Raw genomic sequence first — 24,959 nt, forward strand, 5'->3', positions numbered from 1 at the left:
AGCGTCGTGGGGAGGCACGCACATGAGTGACCAGGGTTGGACCGCACCCGGAGGCGCTTCCGGACGTCCCGACCCGGACCCGTATGCCGGCCGCCCCGACACTCCTCCCCCGCCCCAGGCCTACCCCGGCCACCCGAGCTACCCCCCGCCGCAGCCACGGCTCCTCGACTTCCGGCCGGGGATCATCCCGCTGCGCCCGCTGACGATGAACGACCTCTTCGGCGGGGTCTTCCGTGCCGTGCGCGGCAACGTCGCGGCAACCGTCGGCCTCGCGGCGCTCACGTCGCTCGTCTTCCTCGTCCCGTTCACGGCGCTCGGAGCCTGGGTCTCGAGCCAGGAGGACTCGATCTCGCTCGAGGAGTCGGTCTCGAACGAGGGCGCCGGCCTCGTCGGCACGGTCGGCACGACGATCCCCTCGATCGGGTCGTGGTTCTCGACGATCCTGCTGGCCGGGTTCCTCGCCTACGTCATCGGCCAGGCGGTGCTCGGCCGCAAGGTCACCGCGGGTGAGACGTGGCGCGGCACGATCCCCCGCATCTGGGCGCTCGTCGGCGCCACGCTGCTGACGTCCCTCATCATCCTCGTCACCCTCGGCGCCGTCCTCGCCATCCCCATCGTGGTCCTCGTCGGCGGCGGCACCGCCGGTGACGACGGCACGGTCATGGCCGGGGTGGGCCTCCTCATCCTCGCCATCCTGCTGGCCATCCCGGCGCTGCTGTTCCTCTGGACCCGACTCGCCTTCGTCACCCCCTCGGTCATCCTCGAGAATCTGGGTGTCGGCAAGGCGTTCGCCCGGTCGTGGCGCCTCACCTCCGGCACCGGGTTCTGGCGCCTCCTCGGCATCCGCCTGCTCAGCTCGATCGCCATCAGCATCATCGGATCGCTGATCACCGCACCCCTGGCCATCATCGGCGCCGCGCTCGTCTTCACGGGGATCCCGCTCGACCAGGTCTACGTCTGGCAGGCCGTGATCACCGGCGTCACCGGCGTGGTCGCCGGTGCCATCACGACTCCCATCACCGCCGGAATCGACGCCCTCCTCTACGTCGACCAGCGCATCCGCCGCGAGGGCCTCGACGTCCACCTCGTCCAGACCGCGCAGGGCACGGCGGCACCGCCGTGGCCCCGCGCCGCCGCATGATCCTGGACACCCCACCGCTCGACCCCACCCGGAGCGAGGGGCGTCGCCTCCTCGAGGAGGAGCTCTCCAAGCCCCGGTATGCCGTCGAGCCGAGTCTCTGGGACCGCTTCCGTGAGTGGCTGCTCGGCCTCCTCGACACCACCGGGCCCGGGCTGCCGTCGTGGGTGTTCGCCGTCGTGGTGCTCCTCGCACTCGCCCTGCTCGCCCTCGTCGTCGCCGCGCTCCTGCGACCGGAGGCCCGGGCTCGTCGGTCGGCGACCGGTCGAGGCGTCCTCGACGACCGCGGAGCCGACGCGACGGCATACCGCGCTCGTGCGAACGACGCTGCGCGACAGGGCGACTGGGACACCGTCGTGCTCGACGGCTACCGCGCCGTCGTCGCGGCCTCGGTGGAGCGGACCATCCTCGACGAGCTGCCCGGTCGCACCGCCCACGAGGCCTCCCTCGAGCTGGGCCGCGCCTTCCCGTCCGAGGGCGGTGCGCTGCGATCGGCCGCCGACCGGTTCGACGCCGTGCGCTACGGGCACGACCGCGCCGCCGAGGCGGACGCTCGTGCGGTCCTGGCCCTCGACGAGCGCGTCGCCGGCTCCCGCCCCGAGCTGTCCCCCGTCGGAGCGCCACGGTGAGCGCCGTGGCCCGGTGGCGCCGCACGGGCCTGTGGGTGCTCGCCGTGCTCGTCGGCATCGCCTCGCTCGCAGCCATCGCCATCGCCACCACGCCTCCCGGCGAGGCGATGGACCCCGACGACGTCGGTCCGGCCGGCGGGGCTGCCCTCGTCGCCGTCCTCGAGGCCAACGGCGTCGACGTCGAGACCCACACCTCGATCGACGAGGTGCGCGCCGCGCTGGCCGCCCGGGACGACGACACGTCGGTCGTCGTCGCCAACACGAGCAACCTCGGCACCGCGGCTGCCACGACGCTCCGGCAGGAGTCCCTCGGTGTCGACCGCATCGTCGTGCTGTCGCCATCGACCAGCCAGCTGCGCGCCCTGCGCGCCGACGCCACCGCGCTCCCCATCGGCGCCGGCGTCCGTGTCGAGAGCCGTTGCGACATCGGCACGGTCGACGAGGGCGACTCGATCATCGGGATCGACGCGCGCTACGAGCCCGGCAACGGGTCGACGGGTGCCCGGGTCTGCTTCCCGCTCACCGTGCCTGCCGACGACGGCGAGGGCGGTGACGAGGAGGGCGAGCACGGCGCCGGGCTCCTCGACCTGCCGTCGAGCCCGGCCCACCCGCCGATGACCATCGTCGGGACGACCACCGGCTTCACCAACGGTGTCATCACCGAGGAGCACAACGCCGCCATCGCGCTGCGCCTGCTCGGGGCCTCCACCCGGCTCCTCTGGTATCAGCCCGCCGTCACCGACCTGGTCGACTCGGACGGCGAGGCCGAGGACGGTGCGCTCCTGCCGGCGTGGTTCGCCCCGGCGCTCGCCCTCGTGGCGTTCTCGCTCGTCGTGCTGGCCCTCGTGCGTGGACGCCGGCTGGGCCGGCTCGTCCGTGAGCCGCTGCCCGTCGTCGTGCGTGCCGTCGAGACGACGGAGAGCCGAGGCCGCCTCTACCGCCGGGCCCAGGACCGGACCCGGGCGGCCGCCGTCCTCCGGCTCGCCACCCTCGACCGGTTGCGCACCCGACTCGGGCTGCGTCGTAGCGACTCCGTCGAGACGGTCGCCCGCGCGATCTCGGCCGCCACCGGCCGCCCCGTGAGCGAGGTCCTCGACCTCGTCGCGGGCCCACACCCCACCGACGACGCCGCGCTGGTGCGGCTCGCCCAGGACCTGTCCGACCTCGAGGAGAAGGCACACCGCCCATGACCGAGAACCCCACCCAGGCCACGGCACCCGAGGCCCGCGACGCCCTGCTGCGCGTCCGGGCGGAGGTGGCCAAGGCCGTCGTCGGCCAGGACGCCGCCGTCACCGGACTGCTCGTGGCCCTGCTCTGCCGCGGCCACATCCTGCTCGAGGGGGTGCCGGGAGTCGCCAAGACGCTGCTCGTCCGCTCGCTGTCGCAGGCGCTCGACGTCCAGACCAAGCGGGTACAGTTCACCCCTGACCTCATGCCGGGCGACCTCACCGGTTCACTGGTGTTCGACGCCCGCACCAGCGACTTCACGTTCCGCCAGGGGCCGGTCTTCACCAACATCGTGCTCGCCGACGAGATCAACCGGACCCCACCCAAGACGCAGTCCGCGCTCCTCGAGGCCATGGAGGAGCGACAGGTGAGCGTCGACGGCCAGCCCCACCCCCTACCGTCGCCGTTCATGGTGGCCGCCACGCAGAACCCCGTCGAGTACGAAGGCACCTACCCGCTCCCCGAGGCCCAGCTCGACCGCTTCCTCCTCAAGGTGACGCTGCCACTGCCGCCCCGCTCCGACGAGGTGGCGGTGCTGCGGCGTCACGCCGACGGCTTCGACCCGCGCGACCTCGGCGCCGCCGGACTCCACCCGGTGGCCTCGGCCGCCGACCTCGAGGCCGGCTCGCACGCCGTGCGGCAGGTCGAGGTCAGCGACGACGTCGCGGCCTACGTCGTCGACATCGCCCGCGCGACCCGCTCGTCGCCGTCTCTCTCGCTCGGGGTGAGCCCGCGTGGGGCCACGGCCCTCATGTCGACCGCCCGGGCCTGGGCCTGGCTCAACGGCCGCGGCTACGTCACGCCCGACGACGTCAAGGCCCTCGCGCACGCGACCCTCGGCCACCGGCTGTCCCTGCGACCGGAGGCCGAGCTCGAGGGGGTCGACGTCTCGGCGGTCCTCGACAGCGCGCTCGGCTCCGTCCCCGTACCCCGCTGAGCCCCGGCACCCTCATGGCCCTGACCGCGAGAGCCCTCTGGCTCGTCCTCCTCGGCATCGTCCCGGTGGTGCTCCGGCCCGCCGCGTCGACGGTGTGGCTGTGGCTGCTGCTCTGCGTGGTCGTCGTTGCCGTGGACGTGCTGCTGGCTCCGCGACCACGCTCGCTGCACCTCGAGCGCGAGCTGCCGTCGTCGGTCCGGCTCGGCGAGTCGGTGCGGACCTCCCTGCTCGTCACCAACCCGGGCTCCCGCGCCGTCCGCGGACTGCTGCGCGACGCCTGGCCGCCGTCCGCAGGAGCCGAGCTGACACGGCATACGCTCCGCCTTCCCTCCGGGGAGCGCACCCGGCTCACGACGACCCTCACCCCGACACGCCGCGGAGACCGCCACGCCGACCGCGTGACCCTGCGGCTGCGCGGGCCCCTCGGCGTCGCGGCCCGGCAGACCTCCCTCGAGGTGCCCGGCCGCCTGCGGGTGCTGCACGCCTTCCCGTCACGGCGGCACATCCCCAGCCGGCTGGCGGTCCTCCGTCAGCTCGACGGGCGGGCGGCGATGCGCACTCGCGGCCAGGGCACCGAGTTCGACTCGCTGCGCGACTACGTCGACGGCGACGACGTGCGCTCCATCGACTGGCGTGCCACCGCCCGGCGGCGCGACCTCGTCGTGCGCACGTGGCAGCCCGAGCAGCACCGCCGGATCATCATCGTGCTCGACACCTCGCGCACGAGCGCCGGTCGCATCGACGACTCGCCCCGCCTCGACTCCGGCATGGACGCGGCGCTCTTCCTCACCGCGATCGCCGGGCACGCGCGCGACCGCATCCACGTCATCGCCGGCGACCGAGAGGTGCGGGCGCACGTGTCCGGCCACGACCGGGTCGCCGTGCTGCACGACGCGATCTCGGAGCTGGCCCCCGTCGACGCGCGGCTCATCGAGGCCGACTGGCGGCTGCTGGCGGCCGAGGTGGCCCGGGTCGGCACCCAGCGGGCGCTCGTCGTGCTCATCACCCCGCTCGAGTCTTCCGCGCTCGAGGAGGGTCTCCTCCCCGTGCTCCCCGCTCTCGCTGCCCGCCACCGGGTCGTCGTGGCCTCGGTCGCGGACCCCGCCGTCGACCGGATGCGACGTGGTCGCGGCTCGGCGACGGAGGTGTATGCCGCCGCGGCCGCCGAGCGCACCGTCGGGCTGCGCGACCGGACCGCCGGCGCCTTCCGTTCGCTCGGTGTCGAGGTGCTCGACGAGACGCCGGACCGGCTGCCGCTGGCCCTGGTCGACCACTACCTCGCGCTCAAGCGCCAGGGCCTGCTCTGAGGTCGAGGCGTCAGGCGGCGGTCGGCGCCGTCGTGGGCTGGTCGCTCTCGGCCACGTCGCCGGTGACGCCGGCTCGGGCAGCACGGCGCCCGACGACGAAGACGTAGGCGAAGAACAGCGCCTCGGCCACGACCCCGATGAGGATGCGGGCCCACGTCGGCAGGCTCGAGGGCGTGACGAAGCCCTCGATCCCGCCACTGACGAAGAGCACGACGACGAGCCCGAGCGCGACACCCGCGGCGGTGCGCCCCTCGGCGGCGAGCGAGTCGAGCCGGCTGCGCGGCCCGGGCTCGATCCACGACCAGAACAGGCGCAGCCCCACCGCAGCGGCCACGAAGATGGCGGTCAGCTCGAGGAGCCCGTGCGGGAGGATCAGCCCGAAGAAGAGCGACCCGCGGTCGTGGCTCACCATGAGCGCACCGGCGAGCCCGACGCTGACGACGTTCTGCGCGAGTACCCAGAGCACGGGCAGCCCGAGCACGCCGAGGGCGATGCACTGCGCCGCCACCCAGGCGTTGTTGGTCCACACGAGCGTCGCGAACTCGGCGTGCGGGAACTCGGAGTAGTAGTTCTCGAAGTCCGTGCCGACGTAGGCGTCGATCTCGCCACGCGTCATCTGCTGGGTGAAGACCTCGGGGTGCCGCACGGCCCACGCGCCGACGACGAGGGCGAGCAGCACGCTGCCCACCGTCGTTGCGAGCCACCACCAGCGGGTCCGGTAGAGCGCGGCGGGGAAGGTCTCGGTGAAGAAGCGTGCCCCGTCCCGCCACGTCGTGGCGCGGGACCCCGTCGCCGTATGCCGTGCCCGCGCCAGGAGCGCGGACAGGTAGCTCACGAGCGACGGGTCAGGGCTGGACGAGCGCACGAGCGAGAGGTGCGTCGAGACGCGCTGGTAGAGGTCGAGCAGCTCGTCCGACTCGGCGCCGGTGAGCCGGCGACGACCGACGAGGTCCTCGAGGCGACGCCACTGACCCAGGTGGGTGGCGATGAAGGCGTCGAGATCCACGTCGTCACTCTATGTCGCGGGGTGCGGCGTTAGCCTCGGTCCATGAGCATCGACGGGGGCTACCGCACCTACGCCGGCGACGACGTCGTCACCGGCGAGGGCGTGTCCGTCGAGGTCCCCGTCGCGAGCGTGGTGAGCCGGGTCGCCGCGCGCCTCATCGACCTCCTCATCATGTTGGTCCTGGCGGTCGCGGCCTTCTTCGTCGTCGGCATGCTCGTCGGCTCGATGTCCGACGCGGTCGCGCGGACCGCGTCGATCCTCCTGCTCGTCGGGATCACCGTCATCCTGCCGGTGCTGTTCGAGGTGCTGACCAAGGGACGCAGCCCCGGCAAGTACGCCCTCGGCCTCTGCGTCGTGCGTGACGACGGTGGGCCGATCACCTTGCGGCACAGCGTGATCCGACACCTCGTCGGGTTCGTCGAGTTCTACCTGCTCCAGGGCGCACCCGCGGTGGTCGCGGCCGTGATCCACCCTCGCGCCAAACGGCTCGGGGACATGGCCGCCGGCACCTACGCCATGTCGCTGCGACACAAGCTCCAGGTCACCGCGCCACCGGAGGCACCGCCGGCTCTCGAGCACTGGGTCCGGGGCACCGACCTCGGCCCGATGCCGGCGTCGCTGACCATCGGGGTCCGCCAGTTCCTCACCCGCACAGGCGGACTCACCCCGCAGGCGCGGGCCCACCTGGGGCAGGACCTGTCCGCCCAGGTCCTGCGCCACGTGTCGCCCCCGCCACCAGCGGGCGTTCACCCCGAGTGGGTCCTGCGAGCGGTCCTCGCCGAGCGTCGCCGTCGCGACCTCGACCGGCTGCACGCGGAGGCGGCGCGCACGCACCGTCTCCTCCCGCCCGACCCCTTGGGCTGACCGAACGCGCAGGTGAGCTCAGGTCGCGGCCGACAACGCGGCATACCCCGGCTTCACGACGCGCTCGATGATCACGAGACGCTCGTCGAAGGGGATGAACGCCGACTTCATCGCGTTGATCGTGGCCCAGCGGAGGTCGTCGAGGGTCCACCCCGCGTCGTCGACGAGGAGCTGCATCTCGCGCGACATCGACGTGCCGGACATGAGCCGGTTGTCGGTGTTGATCGTGACCCGGAAGCGCAGGTCCTTGAGGAGCGTGATCGGGTGCTCCGCGATGGACTCGGCCGCGCCGGTCTGGAGGTTGGACGTGGGGCACATCTCGAGCGGGATCCGGCGGTCACGCACGTAGGCCGCGAGCCGCCCGAGCGTGTGGGTGTCGCCCTCGCTCGTGATGTCGTCGACGATGCGGACCCCGTGGCCGAGCCGGTCGGCGCCGCACCACTGGATCGCCTCCCAGATGCTGGGGAGCCCGAAGGCCTCGCCGGCGTGGATGGTGAAGTGGGCGTTCTCGCGACGGAGGTACTCGAACGCGGAGAGGTGTCGGCTCGGCGGGAAGCCGGCCTCGGCACCGGCGATGTCGAACCCGCCGACCCCCTCGTCGCGGTAGCGGATCGCCAGCTCGGCGATCTCGTCGCTCTTGGCCGCGTGGCGCATCGCGGTGAGCAGCGACACCATGCGGATCGGGGTGCCGGCGGCGGCCGCCTCGGCCTCACCCTCACGCAGCCCGGCGAGGACAGCCTCGACGACCTCGGGCAGGCTCAGGCCACCCTCGACGTGGAGCTCGGGGGCGAAGCGCGACTCGGCATAGACGACGCCGTCGGCGGCGAGGTCCAGCGCGCACTCGCGGGCGACCCGGCGGAGCTGGTCCGGCGTCTGCATCACGGCGACCGTGTGGCTGAACGTCTCGAGGTAGCGCACGAGCGACCCCGAGTCCGCGCTGTCCCGGAACCAGCGGCCCAGCTCGTCGGCGTCGGTGGCCGGCAGGGCGTCGTAGCCGGACTCGCCGGCGAGGTCGAGGATCGTCTGCGGCCGCAGGCCCCCGTCGAGGTGGTCATGGAGCAGGGCCTTGGGGGCACGCTGGACGAGGTCTGGGTTGACGGGCACGCGCTCACAGTAGCCGTCCCCGTCATGCCCTTGCCAAAATCGAACGAGCGTGCTTTTATCGACCCATGTCCAAGGGAATGCAGACCCGCGACACGGCGCTGCGCGAGGCACTTGCGCAGTCGAGCCACGTCGGGCTCAAGGGCATCACCATCGGCACCCTGGCCGACTCGCTGTCGATGTCGAAGAGCGGGCTCTTCGCGCACTTCCGCTCCAAGGAGCAGCTCCAGGTCGACGTCCTCGACTACGCCGCGGAGCTCTTCACGATGTGCGTCGTGCAGCCGGCGCTCAAGGAGCCGCGCGGGCTCGAGCGGCTCCGCACCCTCGTCGAGCTGTGGCTGGGCTGGGACGGCTACGCCGACTACGCCATGCCCGGAGGCTGCGTGTTCATCTCCGCCGCCATGGAGTACGACGACGAACCCGACGGTCCGGTGCGCGACCGTCTCGTCGCCCAGCAGGAGCAGTGGTTCGACTCCATGGAGCGGGTGATCCGCGGAGCCGTCCGCGAGGGCCAGCTGCGCGAGGACCTCGACGTCCTCCAGTTCGCCCACGAGCTCAACGGCCTCATGCTCGGCCACCACTTCGCCGCGCGGCTTCTCCGCGACCCGGCCGCCCGCGACCGCGCGTACGCAGCACTCGACCGGCTCATCGCCGACGCTGCTCCCGGCCCGACCGCCGGCTGACGCACCACCACCCCCACCCCGCACCGAATCGGAGATCGAGATGGCATCAGAAAAAAGCACGATCGTTCGGACTATCCGAACCGTCTTCGCACACCTCGAAGACCGGTCGCCCGCCCTGGGTGGCCGGCTCGCCGAGTATCTCTGGTTCCGGCTGCCCGCACCGCCGCGCGGCGCACTCCGCCGGGGCCGGACGCCGTCGGGCGGGGAGGCCTTCGAGGTGAGGTGGGAGCACGGGGTCGTGCGGGGGCGCGTCTACGGCGACCGGGGCAGGCCGACGGCCTACCTCGTCCACGGGTGGGGCGGCTGGTGGCAGCAGCTCGGAGCCTTCGTCCAGCCGCTGGTCGACGAGGGGCTGTGCGTCGTCGCCTTCGACGGTCCCAGCCACGGCGACTCCGGCCCGGACCGCAGGGGGCCACGCACGACCACCTTCGTCGAGATGGCCCAGGCACTCGCAGCCGTCGAGCGGGAGTTCGGGCGGGCGACGGTGGTCGTCGCCCACTCGGCGGGCGCGCTTTCCACGATGGCCGCGATGAGCGACCTCGCGACAGGGGGCGCGGACGCCCGGCCGATGCCGCTCCCCGAGGCGCTCGCCTTCATCGCGGCCCCGACGACGATCGCCGGGATGCTCGACACGTTCAGCCGTGCGCTGGGCATCGGCCCTCGCTCGGTCGAGGTCATGAGGACTCGCGCCGAGCGACGGATCGGCCGGCCCATGGACGACTTCGACCTGCTCACCCAGGCGTCCTCGCACCCACGCCTCCCGCGCCTGCTCCTGGTCCACGACACGGACGACGCCGAGGCGTCGGTCTCCGCGGCCGTCGAGGTCTCGAACGCCTGGCACGACTCACGGCTCGTCCTCACCGAAGGCCTCGGCCACCGTCGTCCGCTGTGGGACCCGGCCGTCGTCAAGCAGGTCGTCGAGCTCGGGGCCACCGCCGCCGATGCGGTGCGGGCCGAGTCCGCCGCGGCACGACGGACCGGGTGACCGCCACGGTCCTCACGAACGCGTCGAGGAGGCCCCGCTCCCGAGGACGCCGAGGACGGCGGAGTCAGTCGTCAGGACGCGAGGCGCGAGGCGCGAGGCGCGAGGCGCGAGGCGCGAGGTCAGGAGATCCGGTCGATGACGAGCGGGAGCAGGTCGGGGCGCGAGCCCTCGGGAGCGATGGTGAAGCCGCCCTCGAGCGCCTCCTTGGCCCGCTCGAACCGGTCGGGCGTGTCGGTGTGGAGCGTCATGAGCCTCTCGCCGCCGCGCACGACGGCTCCGGGCTTGGCGTGCAGCTCGATGCCGGCACCAGCCTGCACGCGGTCCTCCTTGCGCGCGCGGCCGGCGCCGAGACGCCAGGCCGCGACGCCGACGGCATACGCGTCGAGCTGGGTGAGGACGCCGTCGGCGGGCGCGAGGATCTCCTCGGTGTGCCTGGCGACGGGCAGCTCGGCGTCCGGGTCACCGCCCTGCGCGGCGATCATCCGGCGCCACGCGTCCATGGCGCGGCCGTCCTTGAGGGCGGCGGCGACGTCGTCGCCGTCACGCCCGGCGGCCTTGAGCATCTCCTGCGCGAGGGCGACGGTGAGCTCGACGACGTCCTCGGGTCCGCCTCCGGCGAGCACCTCGACCGACTCGCGCACCTCGAGCGCGTTGCCGGCGGTCAGGCCGAGCGGGGTCTGCATGTTGGTGAGCAGCGCGACCGTGTTGACGCCGGCGTCGGTGCCGAGCTCGACCATGGTGCGGGCCAGCTCGGTGGCGTCCTCGCGGTTCTTCATGAACGCGCCGGAGCCGACCTTGACGTCGAGCACGAGGGCGCCGGTGCCCTCGGCGATCTTCTTGCTCATGATCGAGCTCGCGATGAGCGGGATCGCCTCGACGGTTCCGGTGACGTCACGCAAGGCGTAGAGCTTCTTGTCGGCCGGGGCGAGGCCGGCCCCGGCCGCGCAGATGACGGCGCCGACGTCGTCGAGCTGGGCTAGCATCGCCTCGTTGGTGAGGTCGGCCCTCCAGCCGAGGATGGACTCGAGCTTGTCGAGCGTGCCGCCGGTGTGGCCGAGTCCGCGTCCGGACAGCTGCGGGACAGCGACGTCGAAGACGGCGACGAGCGGTGCCAGGGGCAGCGTGATCTTGTCGCCCACGCCTCCGGTCGAGTGCTTGTCGGCGGTGGGCCGCGAGAGTGACGAGAAGTCCATGCGCTCGCCACTGGCGATCATCGCCGCGGTCCACGTGGCGATCTCGCGCCGGTTCATCCCGTTGAGGAGGACCGCCATCGAGAGCGCACTCATCTGCTCGTCGGCGACGACCCCTCGCGTGTAGGCGTCGATGACCCAGTGGATCTGCGAGTCGCTCAGCTCGCGCTTGTCGCGCTTGGTCATGATGACGTCGACGGCGTCGTGGCTCTCGCTCATGGCGTCATCATGTCACCCGGCACGACCGGGTCACGGGGCCACGGGAGCTCAGGGACGCTGCGCGAGGTTGTCCGGACCGAACGCCTGAGGGAGGACCTGCGCCATGGTCTGGACGCCCTCGGGAGTCATGAGCCGGCACAGCGCCCCGCCGTTCTCCCAGAGGAGCTGACGGCAGCGTCCGCACGGCATGAGCGGCTCGCCCCGACCGTCGACGCAGTAGACCGCCACGAGCTTCCCGCCACCCGTCGCGTGGAGCTCGGAGACCATGCCGCACTCGGCGCACAGGGCCACCCCGTAGGCGGCGTTCTCGACGTTGCACCCGGCGACGACGCGGCCGTCGTCGGTGATGCCGGCGACGCCGACCCGGTATTTCGAGTACGGCGCGTAGGACCGCTTCGTCATCTCGATGGCCCTCTCGCGCAGGGCATCCCAGTCGATGTCACTCATGTGCACCCGTCTCGATGTCGATGGTGTCCCCACCGGCCTTCACGGTGTGGGCGACGACGACGGAGGCGAGCAGGCGAGCGCCGCAACCGATCGCGTCCTCGTCGACGACGACGTCACCCTGGTGGAGGTCGTAGGTCCGGCCGCCCGGTGTGCGCGTGCCGAGACGGGCCATGGCGCCCGGCGCGTGCGCGAGGTACCAGGAGTAGTCCTCACCGCCGAGCGACTGCACCGTCGGCGCGATCTGCAGGCCGGTGCCGAGGCAGGCGAACCGCAGGGCGTCGATCGCGTCTGCCTGGTTGACCACCGGCGGGACGCCTTTGACGCGCTCGAGCCGCGCCTCGACACCGTAGGGGGCGACGACGCCCTGGACGATCTCGTCGAGCAGCGGCCCGACGGAGAGCCACGCGTTGGCGTCGAGCATGCGCAGGGTTCCGCTGCACTCCCCCGTGCTCGGGATGACGTTGCTCGCGGTGCCGGCCTGCACGACACCCCAGACCAGGGCAGCACCGGCGCGTGGGTCGAGCCGCCGGGACAGGGCGGCGGGGACGTCGGTGACGACCTTGGCCAGGGCGTAGGTGAGGTCCTCGGTGAGCTGCGGCCGGGACGTGTGGCCGCCACGCCCGGTGAGGTGCACCCGGATGTGGTCGCAGGCCGCGGTGATCGGCCCCTCGCGCAGGCCCACCTGGCCGACGTCGAGGGAGGGGTCGCAGTGCACGGCGAAGACGGCGTCGACGCCCTCCATGACGCCCTCGGCGATGGCGTCGTGGGCGCCGCCGGGGATGACCTCCTCGGCCGCCTGGAAGATCGCCCGGACGGCGGTGCCGCGCTCGAGCAGCGTCTGCTCGTGCTCCTTGAGCGCGAGGAGTGCGCCGAGGAGGGCGGTGACGTGGACGTCGTGGCCGCAGGCGTGCGTCACCCCTTCGGTCACCGAGGCGAACGGCAGGCCGGTCAGCTCCTGGACCGGAAGGGCGTCCATGTCGGCGCGCAGCGCGACCCGGTATGCCGGCTGGTCGGCTCCGAGGTCGGCGACCAGCCCGGTGCCCGAGAGCCGGCGGACCCGCACCCCGGCCTGCTCGAGGCGGGCAGCGACCACGGCGGTCGTGCGGGTCTCCTGGCGCGACAGCTCGGGGTGGGCGTGGAGGTCGCGGCGGATCTCCACCAGCTCGGGGAGCACCGAGGCGACGCTGGCGCCGAGCGCGGAAAGGGTGTCAGTCATGGGAGCACCCATGCTACTGGCGCCCCGACCCCTCCTCAGCGCCTCGCCTTGTGCGCCTCCCAGCGCTCGAGGATCCCGCCCATCTCCTCGGTGACGAACTCGAGGAACTCCTTGGACAGCTGGAGCCGCTGCCCGGCGGTGGAGCTCGGGCCGAGGTGCTCGACGCCGTCGGCGAGGGCGGCGATCATCCCGGCGTAGACCTGGTCGGTGCTGGTCAGCGCCCCGTGGAAGGCGTCGTCGAGGACGACGAAGACGTCGCGCCGACCTCCGCGCTCGCGCTCGCGCCGGAGCAGGCCGACCTGGGTGAGGTAGCGGACGGCGCCGGAGACCGCTGCCGGGCTCACCGAGAGCTCCTCGCTCACCTCGGCGGCGGTCATCCGCCCGTCGTCGTCCACGAGGAGAGCGGCGAAGACGCGGGACGGCATCGGCGGGAAGCCCGCCGTCGACAGCGCGGCACCGAGGCGCTCGACCACGGCGTGCGCCTCCTGACGGCTCACCGACGGTGGGCGGGCGGCGCTGGCTGAGCGGGACGGCATACATGGAGTTTAGATCATTCACGAACTTGTGAAGCGAGGAGTACGCTGGAAGTCGTGGACAACGTCATCGAGATCGCTGCTCTCCGCAAGACCTTCGGAGCCACCGTCGCCCTCGACGGCCTCGACCTGGACGTCGCGCAGGGTGAGGTCCACGGCTTCCTCGGACCCAACGGCTCCGGCAAGTCCACGACCGTCCGGGTCCTGCTCGGACTGCTGCGCGCGGACTCGGGGCGGGCCCGGCTCTTCGGGCAGGACGCCTGGGTCCACGCGACCGAGCTGCACCGCCGGATCGCCTACGTGCCCGGTGACGTGGCCCTCTGGCCGAACCTCACCGGTGGCGAGATCATCGACGTCCTCGCTCGCATGCGCGGTGGTCTCGACGAGGCCAGACGACGGGACCTGCTCGACCGCTTCGACCTCGACCCGAGCAAGAGGTCCCGCACCTACTCCAAGGGCAACCGCCAGAAGGTCGCGGTCGTCGCGGCGTTCGCGTCCCGGGCCGAGCTCTTCCTCCTCGACGAGCCGACATCGGGCCTGGACCCCCTCATGGAGGCCGAGTTCCAGCGGTGCGTCCACGAGGTCAAGGCCACCGGCGCGACCGTCCTGCTCAGCAGCCACATCCTCGCCGAGGCCGAGGCCCTGAGCGACCGGCTGAGCATCATCAAGCGGGGCCGCCTCGTCCAGTCCGGCACCCTCGCCGACCTGCGGCACCTCACCCGCACGACGGTGATCGCCGAGACCGCGGCACCCGCCACCGTCCTCGCCGGGATGCCGGGGGTGCACCGGCCGCAGCTCCACGACGGGCGGGTCACGTTCGACGTCGACTCCGACCACCTCGACGGCGCGATCGCGGCCCTGTCGGGTCTCGGACTGCGCTCCCTCACCGCGCACCCGCCAACGCTGGAGGAGCTCTTCCTGAGGCACTACGGCGAAGAGCTCCCCAGCGACACCTCCGCGGCCACCGACGGTGCGGCATGAGCGGTGGGCTGACCGGCGCCCGTCACCTGGCAAGACTCATCCTGCGCAGGGACCGGGTGCGTCTGCCGCTGTGGACGGTCGGGCTCGGGGGGCTCATCGCGGCGAGCGCCCTCGCCGTGCCCGGTGTCTACGACACCCCCGAGAAGGTCGCGGGCTACGCCGCGAGCGTGGGGTCCAGCCCGGTGAGCCTGCTCATGTCCGGTCGCCAGTCGGGCATCGACACGATCGGCGGGATCACGGCGAACGAGATCTCACAAGTGGCCCAGCTCGGCGTCTGCCTCATGGTGACGTTCCTCGTCGTCCGCCACACCCGCGCGGAGGAGGAGTCCGGCCGCGCCGAGCTGCTCCGCTCGACCGTTGTCGGTCGGCACGCGGCCACGGTGGCGGCGCTCGGCTACGGCGTGCTCGCGGCCGTCATCATCGGCCTCGTGACGACCGGGTCGATGCTGTCGGCCGGGCTCGACGCGAACGGCAGCCTCGTCTACGGAGCAGGGCTGACCCTGCTCGGCGTCTGCTACGCCGCCGTCGCCCTCGTCGCGGCGCAGATCTCCACGTCGGCCCGTGGTGCCCTCGCGATCGCCGGGGGGGCGGTCGCCGTCGGCTACCTCGTGCGTGGCCTCGGCGCCATGCGCGACAACGCCGCGGTCTGGCTCTCACCCTTCGGCTGGGCCCAGGCGATGAACTCGTTCGGCGAGGAGCGCTGGTGGCCGGTGGCCCTGCTCGTCGCCGTGACCGCCGCGCTGCTCGCAGTCGCCGCCCTGCTCACGTCGCGTCGCGACTTCGCGGGTGGGCTCCTCCACCCACGCCCGGGACGCCCCCGCGGGTCGGTCGCGCTCGGCACCCCGCTCGGGCTGGCGACCCGGCTCGCACGGGGGAGCCTCATCGGCTGGGCCGTCGGCCTGACTCTCCTGGCCGTCGTCTACGGCGCGGTGGTGCCGACGGTGCCGGAGCTGCTCGAGACCAACCCCGACATCGCGGACTACATCGGTGCCGGGGGCGACGCCGAGGGGGCGATCATCGACGCCTTCGTGCGCTACATCCTGCTCTTCATGGCCGTCACCGCGACCGGCTACGGCGTGAGCGCCGTGCTGGCCCTGCGCCGCGAGGAGGAGTCCAACCGGGTCGAGCACGTGCTGGCCACGCGGGCCTCACGCACCCGGTGGATGGGCGCCGTCGTCACCGTCGCCGTCGTGGGGTCGGCCGTGCTCACGGTCCTCATGGGTGCCGGACTCGCCGCTGGCTACGCCCTGGCCGGTGGCGACGTCGACGGCGCGATCCGGGTCGTCGCCGACCAGGTGACCTACCTGCCCGCCGTGCTCGTCGTCGTGGGTTTCGCGGCTGCGATGGTCGGCCTGGCCCCGCGGCTCTCACTCCTCGCCTGGGCCCTGGCAGCGGTCTCGGGGGTCCAGGTCCTGCTCGGCCAGACGCTGCGGCTCCCCGACGCCGTGCAGGCCGTCTCCCCGTTCTGGCACCTCCCGGGAGTCCCGGGAGCCTCCCTCGACCTGGTCCCCGCGGCCGTCGAGATCGTCATCGCGGCCGCCCTGGTCACCGTCGGACTCTGGGCGCACCGGAGGCGCGACCTCGACCTCACGTGAGGTCGGAGCGACCCTGCTCCCTGAGCTGTTCGACGACCCGCTTGACGTCCTGGGCGCGCTCGAGGGTCGTCACGAGGACGGCATCGCCGGAGTCGATGACGACGACGCCCTCAAGGCCGACGACGGCCACGGGTCGGCCGCCCCGGGGCGAGACCAGTCCGGTCGAGTCGACCGAGTGGACCAACGCCGCGTCGCCGAGGACCCGAGGGCCCTGCCCTTGCGGCGGTTCCGGGAGGAGCCCGGACAGGCTGGCGAAGTCGCCGATGTCGTCCCACGCGAAGTCGCCGGGAACGACGGCCACGACCCCGATGTCGGCGGCCGGCTCGGCGACGGCGTGGTCGATCGCGATCTTCTCGAGCGTCGGCCAGAGGTCGTCCAGCCGTGACGGGTCGGCGGCGATGGCGCGGAGCCCGTCGGCGAGGTCCGGGTGCCACCGGTGCAGCAGGTCGAGCAGCGTGGCGGCCCGCACGACGAACATGCCTGCGTTCCACCGGAACTCGCCCGTCGAGAGATAGGCGGCGGCACGACGTGCGTCGGGCTTCTCGACGAACTGGCGGACCCGACGGGCGGTCGGCGCTCCGGCGATCGCCCTCCCCATCTGGATGTAGCCGAAGCCGGTGGACGGGTGGGTCGGCTCGATCCCGATCGTCACGACCTGACCGTCACGGGCCACCTCGACCGCCTCGGCGACGCAGGCCCGGAACGCCGCGGCGTCGGGGATGACGTGGTCGGCGGCGAACGACCCGATGACCGCCTCGGGGTCGCGCGCCTCGATGACGGCCGCCGCGAGCCCGATCGCGGCCATCGAGTCGCGCGGGGCCGGCTCGGCCAACAGCTCGCCCGCACCGAGGGAGGGCAGCTGTTCGCGGACCGCGCCGATGTGGGCCGCACCGGTGACGACGACCACGCGCTCCCCCGCCAGCGGCTCCACCCGGTCGAGGGTCTCCTGGAGCAGGCTCCTGCCGGACCCGGTGAGGTCGTGCAGGAACTTCGGGTGACCCGCGCGGGACAACGGCCACAGTCGCGTGCCGGCGCCGCCCGCAGGGATGACGGCCCAGAAGCCGGGGATGTCTGACATGGCGTCAGGCTAACGACTCCACACCACCCATCTAGGATCTGACGAGCCGCGACGCCGACCACGGGTGCCGACGACCGGCGACAGACGGATGGATCACGACGGGAGGGAGCGCGCGATGGACCTGCTGCAGCCGGTGCTGTTCACCGACGCCTGGGGCTCCCACGTGTCGATCGCCAGCCTCCAGGGCCGGTCGATCCCGAGCGACGAGCCCGAGTCCGAGCTCTGGATGGGCGCGCACGAGAGCGGCCCCTGCGGGCTGACCCGCGACGGTGTCGCCACCACCCTCGCCGACGTCATCCGGGCCGACCCCGAGGGCGAGATGGGCGCGGAGTGCTGCACGGCATACGAGGGTCGTCTCCCGTTCCTGCTCAAGGTCCTCGCGCCGGGACGGGCGATCTCGATCCAGGCGCACCCGACTGCCCAGCAGGCGAGTGAGATCCGCGTCCGTGACCGCGAGGTGGGTGACGCCGACGCAACCTACGTCGACGACTGGGCCAAGCCCGAGATGCTCGTCGCGATCTCGCCGTTCCGGGTGTTCGTGGGCATGCGCACGCACGAGGAGGTCGCCTCGCTCGCACGGCGGCTGGGGGTTCCCCGGCTGCTCGCCCTCGTCGACGACGCCGAGCGTCAGCCCGACCCGGTCCACGCGCTCCTCGCCTCGATCCTGTCGATCCCGAAGCCGGAGCACGCCGGGTTCGTGCGCGAGCTCGTGGCCGCCTGCGTGCGGCTCTCGGCGAGCTCGGACGAGGTCGGGCACCAGTGCGCGGCCGTCGTCCGCGTCGCCGAGGACCACGCCGACGACATCGGGCTCGCCGTGCTGCTGCTCATGTACCACCACGTGCTCGAGCCGGGCGACTACATCGACGTCCCTGCCGGCGTCCTGCACTCCTACGTCAGTGGTCTCGGCATCGAGGTGCTCGCCAACTCCGACAACGTCGTGCGAGCGGGGCTGACCGCCAAGGAGATCAACGTCCCCGAGCTGCTGCGGATCGTCGACCCCGACGCCGACGGCAACGTCGGTCACGCGGAGCCCGACCCCGACCTGCCGGCGACCGACCGCTTCCCCAGCACCTCGGACCGGTTCGCGCTGCGCCGCCTGCACACCCCTGCCGGTCTGCTCCTCCCCGGTGACGGCACGCCGCGGATCGTCTTCTGCCTCCACGGTGGGGTCACGCTCGACAGCCCCGAGGCGACGCTCGCGCTGGGACCGGTGCAGGCGGCATACCTCTCCGCCCGGGACCACGACGTGACGGCGACCGGCGACGGCGAGGTCTACCTCGTCACGCTGCCGACGATCTGACGTTCACCTGCTGCTCACCTGACACACCACGGACCGCCGCCGGCGCACCATGCGGGCTCGGGACCGTGGTGCCATGCGAGTCGCGATGGTCACCGAGTCGTTCCTCCCGACGCTCAACGGTGTGACGACGAGCGTGTGCCGCGTGGCCCAGTCGCTGCGGGCACTCGGCCACGAGGCGCTCATCCTTGCCCCGGGGCCGGCCCCGGCGACCTTCGAGGGGTTCGCCGTGCGCGGGCTACCCTCGGTCTCCGTGCGCCAGTTCCCCACCGGCGTGCCCACGCCGGCGCTGCGGCGCGCGCTCGAGGAGTTCGCGCCGGACGTCGTCCACGCCGCCTCGCCGTTCGTCCTCGGCGCGAGAGCCCTCCAGCTCGCCGACCGCTCGGGGGTCCCCGCCGTCGCGATCTACCAGACCGACATGCCGAGCTACCTCCAGCAGCACGGCCCCGGGCGACTCGGCGAGGGCGCCGCGAACGCCGCGTGGCGCTGGATCCGGCGGATGCACGCCCACGCCGACCTCACCCTCGCCCCGTCGAGGCCGACCCTCGACGAGCTGCGGCGCCACGGGGTGCCGCGCACCGACCTCTGGGCGCGTGGGGTCGACACGAGCCTGTTCTCCCCACGGTGGCGCACCGACCCCGGTACCGCCGAGCTGCGTCGTGCCCTCGCCCCCGGTGGCGAGGTGCTCCTCGGCTACGTCGGGCGTCTCGCCGCCGAGAAGGAGCTGTGGCGCCTCGCCGAGCTGGCGCAGATCCCGGGAACTCGCCTCGTCATCGTCGGAGACGGTCCCAGCCGGGCGCAGGTCGGCGCGCACCTCACCGAGGCGGTCGCCTCGATGCCCGGTCGCCCCAACCGCTCCCCCGTCTTCCTCGGCCGCCGCTCCGGCGAGGACCTGGCCCGCGCGTATGCCGTGTTCGACGTCTTCGTGCACACCGGCACCCGGGAGACCTTCGGCCAGACGCTGCAGGAGGCAGCCGCCACCGGGCTGCCGGTCGTCGGCCCGGCCAGGGGTGGGCCGCTCGACCTCGTCGACCACGGCCGGACCGGCCTCCTCTTCGACCCCGACTCGCCCGGGTCGCTGCACGACCACGTCGACGCCCTGGTGGGCGACGCGCCGTGGCGGGCGGCTCTGGGGGCCGCTGCCGAGGAGGCGGTGCGCGGCCGGTCGTGGGAGCACCTCACCGAGCAGCTCGTCGGCCACTACGACGCGGCCCGGGGGTCCCGCGCACTGCGCGTCGCGTAGTGTCCTTCGAGGCCCGCCAGAGCCGGTGGGTCGTTCGAGAGGAGGCCCGCATGCGCAGCGCTGCGCTCGTCGCCGGTGGAGCGGTTGCCGCCGCAGCAGCCCTCGTGTGCGGACCTGCACCTGCCGCCGCGGCCCCGTCTCCCACGCCCTCGCCGTCGGCCTCCGCGGCAGCGTCCCCGTCTCCGTCCGCGTCCGCGTCGCCGTCCGTCCCGCCCCTGCCAGCCGTCCGCCAGGTCCTCGACCCCGCGCTGAGCGTCGGCGGGCCGGGCCTCGCCGCCATGGACACCCTCCTGCTCGACGCGCCCGCGGGAGTCCCGGCTCCGCCTGCGGTGCGCGACGTCGCGTGGCTCGTCGCCGACGCCGACACCGGTGAGGTCCTCGCCGCGCGCAACCCCCACGCACACCTGCTCCCCGCGAGCACCCTCAAGGCGCTCACCGCCGTCCACCTGCTGCCGCGCCTCGACCCGGCCGCCGCGCTCACGGCGACCGCTACGGAGTCGAACGCCGAGGGCACCCGCGTGGGCATGGTGGCCGGCCAGACCTACACCGCCAAGCAGCTCTTCGAGGCCCTCGTCATGTCGTCGGGCAACGACGCGGCCTACGGCCTCGCCGCGCTCAACGGCGGGATCGCCACCACCGTCACCGAGCTCAACGCACTCGCCCGCCGGCTCGGGGCCCACGACACCGTCGTCGTCGACCCCAGTGGCCTCGATGCGCCGGGGCAGCGAAGCAGCGCCTACGACCTCGCCCTCATCGGCCGCGCCGCCATCGCGAACGCCGACTACGTCGCGCTCGCCACCCGGAAGACGTCGACCTTCCCGTCCAAGGCGGTCCGCGCCTCCCGCACCCGCCCCACGTATGCCATCGGCAACCACAACCGGCTCCTCTGGAACTACCCGGGCACCATCGGCGTCAAGAACGGGTTCACCAAGGCGGCGCACCGCACCTTCATCGGGGCCGCCCGCCGCGGCGGCAAGACCTACATCGTCACCGAGATGTACGGCACCGGCAGCAGCTGGCGACCTGCGGCGTCGCTGCTCGACTGGGCCTTCGCCCACGGCGACAAGGTCACGCCCGTCGGTCGGCTCGTCGACCCGGGCGAGGTACCGGAGCCGCTCGGCGCTGCGCCGGTCGCGACGCCCGTGGCTGCGGCGGCCCGGGCTGCGGCGGCCGATGACGACACCGGCACGGTTGTGGCCGCACTCGCTTCGCCGAACGGGGCGGTGACGCCGTCACTGCTCCCCGTTGCAGGGGCCGCGGCGCTCGTGGCCCTGCTCCTCGCGACCCGGCTCGGCCGAGGACGCCGACCCGGAGGCCGCGGCTAGCGCCGTCCGGTCATCCCGCGCAGCACGCGCGATGCGAGGCCGAGACCGGCAGCGGCGGACGCTCCCAAGGCGGCGCCGAGCGCGAGGTTGATCCGGTCGTCGGCGCGCTTCGCCCGCGGTGCCACGACCCGGTCCGTATGCCGGCCCACGCGAAGCGTGGGACCCGCCGTCGCCTCCGCGCGCCGGGCTTCGCCGCGCGACTCCGGCGGAACTCCCAGCCACACGGGGTCGGGCACGGACGGGTCGAGCGAGGCCGACACCGGGAGCGCGGGCCCCTCCTCGAGCTTGGTCAGCTGCCCCTCGTTGAGGTCGGCCAGGGCAGCGGCGTCGAGGGAGTTCGCGCTCCAGGCCGCAGCGAGCAGGACGATTCGTGACATGAAGTTGAGCCAGGCGAGCAACCCGACGACGAGCGCGATCGAGGCGAAGAGCGGGTTCTGCGTCGTGCCGGCGATGAGCGTGGTGCCCAGCAGCTTGAGCAGGGTGAGGCCGATCCCGCCGACGATGGCCCCGCCGACGAGGCCGCGCCACGGCACGTCGACTCCCGACAGGAGCCGGAGCATGACGAGGACGACGAGCCCGTCGAGGGCCGCGCCGATGACGAGGGCGATGCCACGCAGCAGCCACTGCTGGCCACCGAGGCCGATCGCCTCCGCGATGAACGCGGTGAGGGCGCTCGCCACGCCGGTCACAGCGGCCGACACGACGATGGCCAGGCCGAGCAGGACGAGCACGCCGAGGTCGCGGAGCTTGGCCGTCACCGCGTTGCCGGGTGCGCCTTCGGCGCCGAACACCGTGCGGATGCCGTCGCGCAGGGCACCCAGCCAGCCGAGGCCGGCATACAGCAGGCCGGCGAGGCCGACGAGACCGGTGACCGTGAGCGCGGTGTCGCCCGGCGCCTCGAGCGGAATGAGTCCCTTGTCGCCGTCCTTGATGAAGCCCGGCAGCGTCTCGTTGAGGTAGTCCCTGATCTGGTCCATCCACTGCGGGTTGTCCTGGAGGAGGACACCGAAGACGGTGAAGGCCAGGGCCATGACCGGGAAGAGCGAGAAGAAGGCGAAGTAGGCGATGCCTCCGGCGAGCAGGTTGCCGCGGGAGTCGCCGTAGCGCTTCCACGCGTGCCACAGCCGGGTTCGCTGCAGGCCGGCCCACAGGGCCTTGAGACGGTCCACGGTCATCCCTCCAGGGTGTACGAGGACAAGGGGCGCCACACGCCGTCGTCGGTCTGGTGGAACAGCTCGAACGACTCGACCTCGAAGCTGCCCCGGAAGTCGTCGAGGCCGTCGAAGGCCACGTCGAGACGGTCCTCGTCGAGGTGGTGGGCGATCGTCACGTGCGGGTGGTAGTTGAACTCGAGGTGGCGCTCGACCGGTCCGCTGCGCACGGCCGTCTCGAGCAGCTCGCACTGCGAGATCCCCGAGGAGACCTGGACGAACACCACCGGCGACAGCGGTCGGAAGGTACCGGTGCCCGACAGCGTCATCCGGAACGGTGCATGGGCCGAGGCGACGACCGCGAGGTGGGTCTGGAACGACTCGAGCGACGGCGCGTCGATCTCCGTGGGCGGCAGGAGGGTGATGTGCGGCGGGATGAACCGGGCCAACGGGTCTCCGAAGCGCTCCCGCGCGTCCTGCAGCGCCGACCCGAAGGGTTCGGGCACGGTGATGGCCACTCCGTGGGTGGGCATGCGGTCGACCCTATCGGGCGGCGGACGGCAGGAGGCCGACGCGCTCCCGGACTCGCTCCATCGTCGCCCTGGCCACGACACGGGCCCGGTCGGCCCCGGCGGCGAGGATCCGGTCGAGCTCGGCGGGGTCGTCGAGCAGCTCGTTCATCCGGGCCTGGAACGGCTCGACGGCCGAGACGACCACGTCGGCGACCTCCTTCTTGAGGTCGCCGTACCCCCGCCCGGAGAACGCCTGCTCGAGATCGGGAACCGGTGTGCCGGACAGGATCGAGTGGATGACGAGGAGGTTGGAGACGCCGGGCTTGGCCTCGACGTCGTAGCGGATCTCGCCGTCGGTGTCGGTCACGGCGGAGCGGATGTTCTTCGCGATCTTGGCCGGGTCCTGCATGAGGTCGATGAGCCCCTTGGGCGACGAGCCCGTCTTGCTCATCTTGGCGGTCGGCTCCTGCAGGTCCTGGATCTTCGCCGCGCCCTTGACGATGTAGGGCTCGGGCACGACGAGGCCCTCACCGAAACGCGTGTTGAACCGCTCGGCGAGGTCCCGCGTGATCTCGAGGTGCTGGCGCTGGTCCTCGCCCACCGGGACGTAGGCCGCGTCGTACATGAGGATGTCGGCCGCCATGAGCATCGGGTACGTGAAGAGGCCGACGTTGGCGTTCTGGCCCTTGGCGGTCTTGTCCTTGAACTGCGTCATGCGGCTCGCCTCGCCGAAGGCCGTGAGGCAGTTCATGACCCAGCCGAGCTCGGCGTGCTCGGTGATGTGGCTCTGGCAGAACACCGCCGAGCGCTCGGGGTCGACTCCCCCGGCGATGAACTGGGCGGCCGTCTTGCGGGTGCGGTCGCGCAGCACCTCGGGATCGGTCGGGACGGTGAGGGCATGGAGGTCGGCGACGAAGTAGTAGGCGTCGAAGTCGTCCTGCAGCTTGACCCAGTTGACCAGTGCCCCGAGGTAGTTGCCGAGGTGGAGGGAGTCACTGGTGGGCTGCATCCCGGAGAGGATCCGGGGCGCCGCCTGAGGGGTGTCGGGTGCGGACATGCGCGTCATTGTGTCAGGTGACCGCACCTAGACTCGCACCCGTGCCGCGCCTCCCGGAGACCTTCGCCGACCTCTACGGCCACGCCCCGGACGGCGTGTGGTCGGCTCCGGGACGGGTCAACCTCATCGGCGAGCACACCGACTACAACGGCGGTCTCGCGCTCCCGATCGCACTCCCCCACCGCACCCGCTGCGCCGCCGGTGCGCGCGACGACGACCTCCTGCGGATCTCCTCGCTCCAGGAGGACTCCTCGGTCGAGGTGCGCATCGACGAGGTGGCAGCCGGCACGCCCGAGGGCTGGCCGGCATACGTCGCGGGTGTCCTGTGGGCCTTGCGGGAGAACGGGTATGCCGTCCGCGGCCTCGACGTGCTCGTCGACGGCCAGGTGCCCCTCGGGGCGGGGCTCTCGAGCTCCGCGGCGCTCGAGTGCTCCGTCGCCGCGGCGGCCTCGGAGCTCTTCGGGCTGGGTCTGCTCGAGTCGACAGAGGGGCGCTCGGCGCTCGCCGCCGCCTGCCAGCGAGCCGAGAACGACATCGCCGGCGCGCCGACCGGAGGCATGGACCAGGCAGCCGCGATGCACTGCACGCCCGCGCACGCGCTCCGGCTCGACTGCCGTGACGGCTCGTCGTCCCAGGTCCCGTTCGACCTCGAGGCGCACGATGCCGTCCTCCTCGTGACCGACACCCGGGCCAGCCATGCGCTTGCCGATGGGCAGTACGGCGCTCGTCGCGACGCCTGCGAGAAGGCCGCCGACCTGCTCGGCGTCGAGACGCTGCGCGAGGTCGTCGACCGCCCGCTCGACGAGACGCTCGACGCGCTCCCCGACGAGGAGCTGCGACGTCGCACCCGCCACGTCGTCACCGAGATCCAGCGGGTCGACGCGGTCGTCGACGCCCTCGGTGAAGGCGACCTCGACGAGGTGGGGCGGCTCTTCGTCGCCTCGCACGAGTCTTTGCGCGACGACTACGAGGTCTCGTGCACCGAGCTCGACCTCGTCGTCGACACGGCCATGGCCCAAGGGGCGTTCGGGGCGCGGATGACCGGCGGCGGGTTCGGCGGGTCGGCGATCTCGCTCGTCCGCGCCGGGGACGTCGAGCGGGTCTCCACGGCCATCGAGGCGGCCTTCGCCGAAGCCCGCCTCACGGCCCCCGTCTCGTTCGCCGTCACCGCGGCTGGCCCCGCCGCCCGCGACTGATTGCGAGTTCCGGTCGCGCGAGGGCAGCGAGCGAGAACGGAA

General features: G+C 72.8%; 24 protein-coding genes. 14 read left to right on the plus strand and 10 right to left on the minus strand.

What is annotated here, in order from left to right; translation table 11 throughout:
* Positions 1–22 precede the first annotated feature (22 nt).
* Genes LL946_RS02285 through LL946_RS02305 form a run of 5 tightly spaced genes read left to right on the plus strand, consistent with a single transcriptional unit; the run spans position 23 to position 5,238 of the window.
* Complete coding sequence (locus tag LL946_RS02285) at positions 23–1,141, plus strand: glycerophosphoryl diester phosphodiesterase membrane domain-containing protein (RefSeq protein ID WP_404384369.1); 1,119 nt, start codon at positions 23–25, stop codon at positions 1,139–1,141.
* Positions 1,138–1,767: a DUF4129 domain-containing protein gene (locus tag LL946_RS02290; RefSeq protein ID WP_404384371.1), complete on the plus strand. Its 630-nt coding sequence runs from the start codon at positions 1,138–1,140 to the stop codon at positions 1,765–1,767. Before LL946_RS02285 ends, LL946_RS02290 begins: the two co-directional genes overlap by 4 nt.
* On the plus strand, positions 1,764–2,957 hold the full coding sequence (locus LL946_RS02295; RefSeq protein ID WP_404384373.1) for a DUF4350 domain-containing protein: 1,194 nt from the start codon (positions 1,764–1,766) through the stop codon (positions 2,955–2,957). The genes LL946_RS02290 and LL946_RS02295 overlap by 4 nt, the downstream gene beginning before the upstream one ends.
* Complete coding sequence (locus tag LL946_RS02300) at positions 2,954–3,931, plus strand: AAA family ATPase (RefSeq protein WP_404384375.1); 978 nt, start codon at positions 2,954–2,956, stop codon at positions 3,929–3,931. The genes LL946_RS02295 and LL946_RS02300 overlap by 4 nt, the downstream gene beginning before the upstream one ends.
* A gap of 14 nt (positions 3,932–3,945) precedes the next feature.
* Entirely contained in the window at positions 3,946–5,238 is a 1,293-nt protein-coding gene (locus LL946_RS02305) for a DUF58 domain-containing protein (protein WP_404384377.1), read from the plus strand.
* A 10-nt stretch (positions 5,239–5,248) separates the two neighbouring features.
* Here LL946_RS02305 and LL946_RS02310 read toward each other — a convergent pair whose 3' ends face one another.
* A complete protein-coding gene (locus tag LL946_RS02310; protein ID WP_404384379.1) occupies positions 5,249–6,244 on the minus strand; it encodes a stage II sporulation protein M in 996 nt (331 codons plus the stop codon).
* A 42-nt stretch (positions 6,245–6,286) separates the two neighbouring features.
* Between LL946_RS02310 and LL946_RS02315 the strand changes: the two genes are divergently transcribed.
* Entirely contained in the window at positions 6,287–7,108 is an 822-nt protein-coding gene (locus tag LL946_RS02315; protein ID WP_404384381.1) for an RDD family protein, read from the plus strand.
* A gap of 18 nt (positions 7,109–7,126) precedes the next feature.
* Here the strand turns inward: LL946_RS02315 and LL946_RS02320 are convergent, their stop codons facing one another.
* Positions 7,127–8,212 (minus strand): adenosine deaminase, encoded by a 1,086-nt coding sequence (locus LL946_RS02320; protein ID WP_404384383.1) that lies wholly within the window; start codon positions 8,210–8,212, stop codon positions 7,127–7,129.
* A 65-nt stretch (positions 8,213–8,277) separates the two neighbouring features.
* Here LL946_RS02320 and LL946_RS02325 point away from each other — a divergent pair, with 65 nt between their 5' ends.
* Together LL946_RS02325 and LL946_RS02330 are read left to right on the plus strand one after the other, a co-directional pair.
* Entirely contained in the window at positions 8,278–8,892 is a 615-nt protein-coding gene (locus LL946_RS02325) for a TetR/AcrR family transcriptional regulator (RefSeq protein WP_404384385.1), read from the plus strand.
* 40 nt (positions 8,893–8,932) lie between these two features.
* Positions 8,933–9,877, plus strand: coding sequence for an alpha/beta hydrolase (locus LL946_RS02330; protein WP_404384387.1), 945 nt, complete (start codon positions 8,933–8,935; stop codon positions 9,875–9,877).
* 119 nt (positions 9,878–9,996) lie between these two features.
* Here LL946_RS02330 and LL946_RS02335 read toward each other — a convergent pair whose 3' ends face one another.
* From LL946_RS02335 to LL946_RS02350, 4 genes are read right to left on the minus strand one after another with little or no spacing between them, the layout of a single operon-like run.
* Positions 9,997–11,286, minus strand: coding sequence for a thymidine phosphorylase (locus LL946_RS02335; RefSeq protein ID WP_404384389.1), 1,290 nt, complete (start codon positions 11,284–11,286; stop codon positions 9,997–9,999).
* 48 nt (positions 11,287–11,334) lie between these two features.
* Entirely contained in the window at positions 11,335–11,733 is a 399-nt protein-coding gene (locus LL946_RS02340) for a cytidine deaminase (RefSeq protein WP_404384391.1), read from the minus strand.
* Positions 11,726–12,949 (minus strand): amidohydrolase, encoded by a 1,224-nt coding sequence (locus LL946_RS02345; RefSeq protein ID WP_404384393.1) that lies wholly within the window; start codon positions 12,947–12,949, stop codon positions 11,726–11,728. The genes LL946_RS02340 and LL946_RS02345 overlap by 8 nt, the downstream gene beginning before the upstream one ends.
* Positions 12,950–12,984: 35 nt before the next feature.
* Positions 12,985–13,485, minus strand: a complete 501-nt coding sequence (locus tag LL946_RS02350) for a GbsR/MarR family transcriptional regulator (RefSeq protein ID WP_404384395.1) — start codon at positions 13,483–13,485, stop codon at positions 12,985–12,987.
* Positions 13,486–13,539: 54 nt separating this feature from the next.
* On the opposite strand from LL946_RS02350, the gene LL946_RS02355 reads away from it, so the two are divergent.
* Together LL946_RS02355 and LL946_RS02360 are read left to right on the plus strand one after the other, a co-directional pair.
* A complete protein-coding gene (locus LL946_RS02355; RefSeq protein WP_404384397.1) occupies positions 13,540–14,463 on the plus strand; it encodes an ATP-binding cassette domain-containing protein in 924 nt (307 codons plus the stop codon).
* Entirely contained in the window at positions 14,460–16,058 is a 1,599-nt protein-coding gene (locus LL946_RS02360; RefSeq protein WP_404384399.1) for an ABC transporter permease, read from the plus strand. Before LL946_RS02355 ends, LL946_RS02360 begins: the two co-directional genes overlap by 4 nt.
* Here LL946_RS02360 and LL946_RS02365 read toward each other — a convergent pair.
* Complete coding sequence (locus LL946_RS02365; protein ID WP_404384401.1) at positions 16,051–17,136, minus strand: mannose-1-phosphate guanylyltransferase; 1,086 nt, start codon at positions 17,134–17,136, stop codon at positions 16,051–16,053. The genes LL946_RS02360 and LL946_RS02365 overlap by 8 nt on opposite strands.
* A gap of 115 nt (positions 17,137–17,251) precedes the next feature.
* Between LL946_RS02365 and manA the strand changes: the two genes are divergently transcribed.
* The 3 genes from manA (at position 17,252) to LL946_RS02380 (ending at position 21,001) form a co-directional block, all read left to right on the plus strand.
* On the plus strand, positions 17,252–18,436 hold the full coding sequence (manA, locus tag LL946_RS02370; RefSeq protein WP_404384403.1) for a mannose-6-phosphate isomerase, class I: 1,185 nt from the start codon (positions 17,252–17,254) through the stop codon (positions 18,434–18,436).
* A 73-nt stretch (positions 18,437–18,509) separates the two neighbouring features.
* Positions 18,510–19,676, plus strand: coding sequence for a glycosyltransferase family 4 protein (locus LL946_RS02375; RefSeq protein WP_404384405.1), 1,167 nt, complete (start codon positions 18,510–18,512; stop codon positions 19,674–19,676).
* Between the two features lie 50 nt (positions 19,677–19,726).
* A complete protein-coding gene (locus LL946_RS02380; protein ID WP_404384407.1) occupies positions 19,727–21,001 on the plus strand; it encodes a D-alanyl-D-alanine carboxypeptidase family protein in 1,275 nt (424 codons plus the stop codon).
* Here the strand turns inward: LL946_RS02380 and LL946_RS02385 are convergent.
* The 3 genes from LL946_RS02385 to trpS are packed head-to-tail and all read right to left on the minus strand — an operon-like array spanning position 20,998 to position 23,730.
* Complete coding sequence (locus LL946_RS02385) at positions 20,998–22,176, minus strand: YihY/virulence factor BrkB family protein (protein WP_404384409.1); 1,179 nt, start codon at positions 22,174–22,176, stop codon at positions 20,998–21,000. The genes LL946_RS02380 and LL946_RS02385 overlap by 4 nt on opposite strands.
* Positions 22,173–22,685 carry a 2'-5' RNA ligase family protein gene (locus LL946_RS02390; protein WP_404384411.1) on the minus strand — a complete coding sequence of 171 codons (513 nt, stop codon included), beginning with the start codon at positions 22,683–22,685 and terminating at the stop codon, positions 22,173–22,175. Before LL946_RS02390 ends, LL946_RS02385 begins: the two co-directional genes overlap by 4 nt.
* 10 nt (positions 22,686–22,695) lie before the next feature.
* Entirely contained in the window at positions 22,696–23,730 is a 1,035-nt protein-coding gene (trpS, locus tag LL946_RS02395) for a tryptophan--tRNA ligase (RefSeq protein WP_404384413.1), read from the minus strand.
* A gap of 32 nt (positions 23,731–23,762) precedes the next feature.
* Here trpS and galK point away from each other — a divergent pair, with 32 nt between their 5' ends.
* Positions 23,763–24,917: a galactokinase gene (gene galK, locus LL946_RS02400; protein WP_404384415.1), complete on the plus strand. Its 1,155-nt coding sequence runs from the start codon at positions 23,763–23,765 to the stop codon at positions 24,915–24,917.
* Positions 24,918–24,959: the final 42 nt, after the last annotated feature.

Origin of the sequence: Knoellia locipacati, from assembly GCF_044791685.1 — a bacterium.
Lineage (GTDB): Bacteria > Actinomycetota > Actinomycetes > Actinomycetales > Dermatophilaceae > Knoellia > Knoellia locipacati_A.

Bases quoted from the DNA above. Each gene is read 5' to 3' on its own strand.
- LL946_RS02335 (WP_404384389.1), bottom strand. From the start codon at position 11,286: ATGAGCGAGAGCCACGACGCCGTCGACGTCATCATGACCAAGCGCGAC.
- LL946_RS02330 (WP_404384387.1), top strand. From the start codon at position 8,933: ATGGCATCAGAAAAAAGCACGATCGTTCGGACTATCCGAACCGTCTTC.
- LL946_RS02305 (WP_404384377.1), top strand. From the start codon at position 3,946: ATGGCCCTGACCGCGAGAGCCCTCTGGCTCGTCCTCCTCGGCATCGTC.
- manA (WP_404384403.1), top strand. From the start codon at position 17,252: ATGGACCTGCTGCAGCCGGTGCTGTTCACCGACGCCTGGGGCTCCCAC.
- LL946_RS02375 (WP_404384405.1), top strand. From the start codon at position 18,510: ATGCGAGTCGCGATGGTCACCGAGTCGTTCCTCCCGACGCTCAACGGT.
- LL946_RS02340 (WP_404384391.1), bottom strand. From the start codon at position 11,733: ATGAGTGACATCGACTGGGATGCCCTGCGCGAGAGGGCCATCGAGATG.
- LL946_RS02315 (WP_404384381.1), top strand. From the start codon at position 6,287: ATGAGCATCGACGGGGGCTACCGCACCTACGCCGGCGACGACGTCGTC.
- trpS (WP_404384413.1), bottom strand. From the start codon at position 23,730: ATGACGCGCATGTCCGCACCCGACACCCCTCAGGCGGCGCCCCGGATC.
- LL946_RS02325 (WP_404384385.1), top strand. From the start codon at position 8,278: ATGTCCAAGGGAATGCAGACCCGCGACACGGCGCTGCGCGAGGCACTT.
- LL946_RS02380 (WP_404384407.1), top strand. From the start codon at position 19,727: ATGCGCAGCGCTGCGCTCGTCGCCGGTGGAGCGGTTGCCGCCGCAGCA.
- LL946_RS02350 (WP_404384395.1), bottom strand. From the start codon at position 13,485: ATGCCGTCCCGCTCAGCCAGCGCCGCCCGCCCACCGTCGGTGAGCCGT.
- LL946_RS02290 (WP_404384371.1), top strand. From the start codon at position 1,138: ATGATCCTGGACACCCCACCGCTCGACCCCACCCGGAGCGAGGGGCGT.
- LL946_RS02365 (WP_404384401.1), bottom strand. From the start codon at position 17,136: ATGTCAGACATCCCCGGCTTCTGGGCCGTCATCCCTGCGGGCGGCGCC.
- LL946_RS02345 (WP_404384393.1), bottom strand. From the start codon at position 12,949: ATGACTGACACCCTTTCCGCGCTCGGCGCCAGCGTCGCCTCGGTGCTC.
- LL946_RS02285 (WP_404384369.1), top strand. From the start codon at position 23: ATGAGTGACCAGGGTTGGACCGCACCCGGAGGCGCTTCCGGACGTCCC.
- LL946_RS02300 (WP_404384375.1), top strand. From the start codon at position 2,954: ATGACCGAGAACCCCACCCAGGCCACGGCACCCGAGGCCCGCGACGCC.
- LL946_RS02390 (WP_404384411.1), bottom strand. From the start codon at position 22,685: ATGCCCACCCACGGAGTGGCCATCACCGTGCCCGAACCCTTCGGGTCG.
- LL946_RS02385 (WP_404384409.1), bottom strand. From the start codon at position 22,176: ATGACCGTGGACCGTCTCAAGGCCCTGTGGGCCGGCCTGCAGCGAACC.
- LL946_RS02360 (WP_404384399.1), top strand. From the start codon at position 14,460: ATGAGCGGTGGGCTGACCGGCGCCCGTCACCTGGCAAGACTCATCCTG.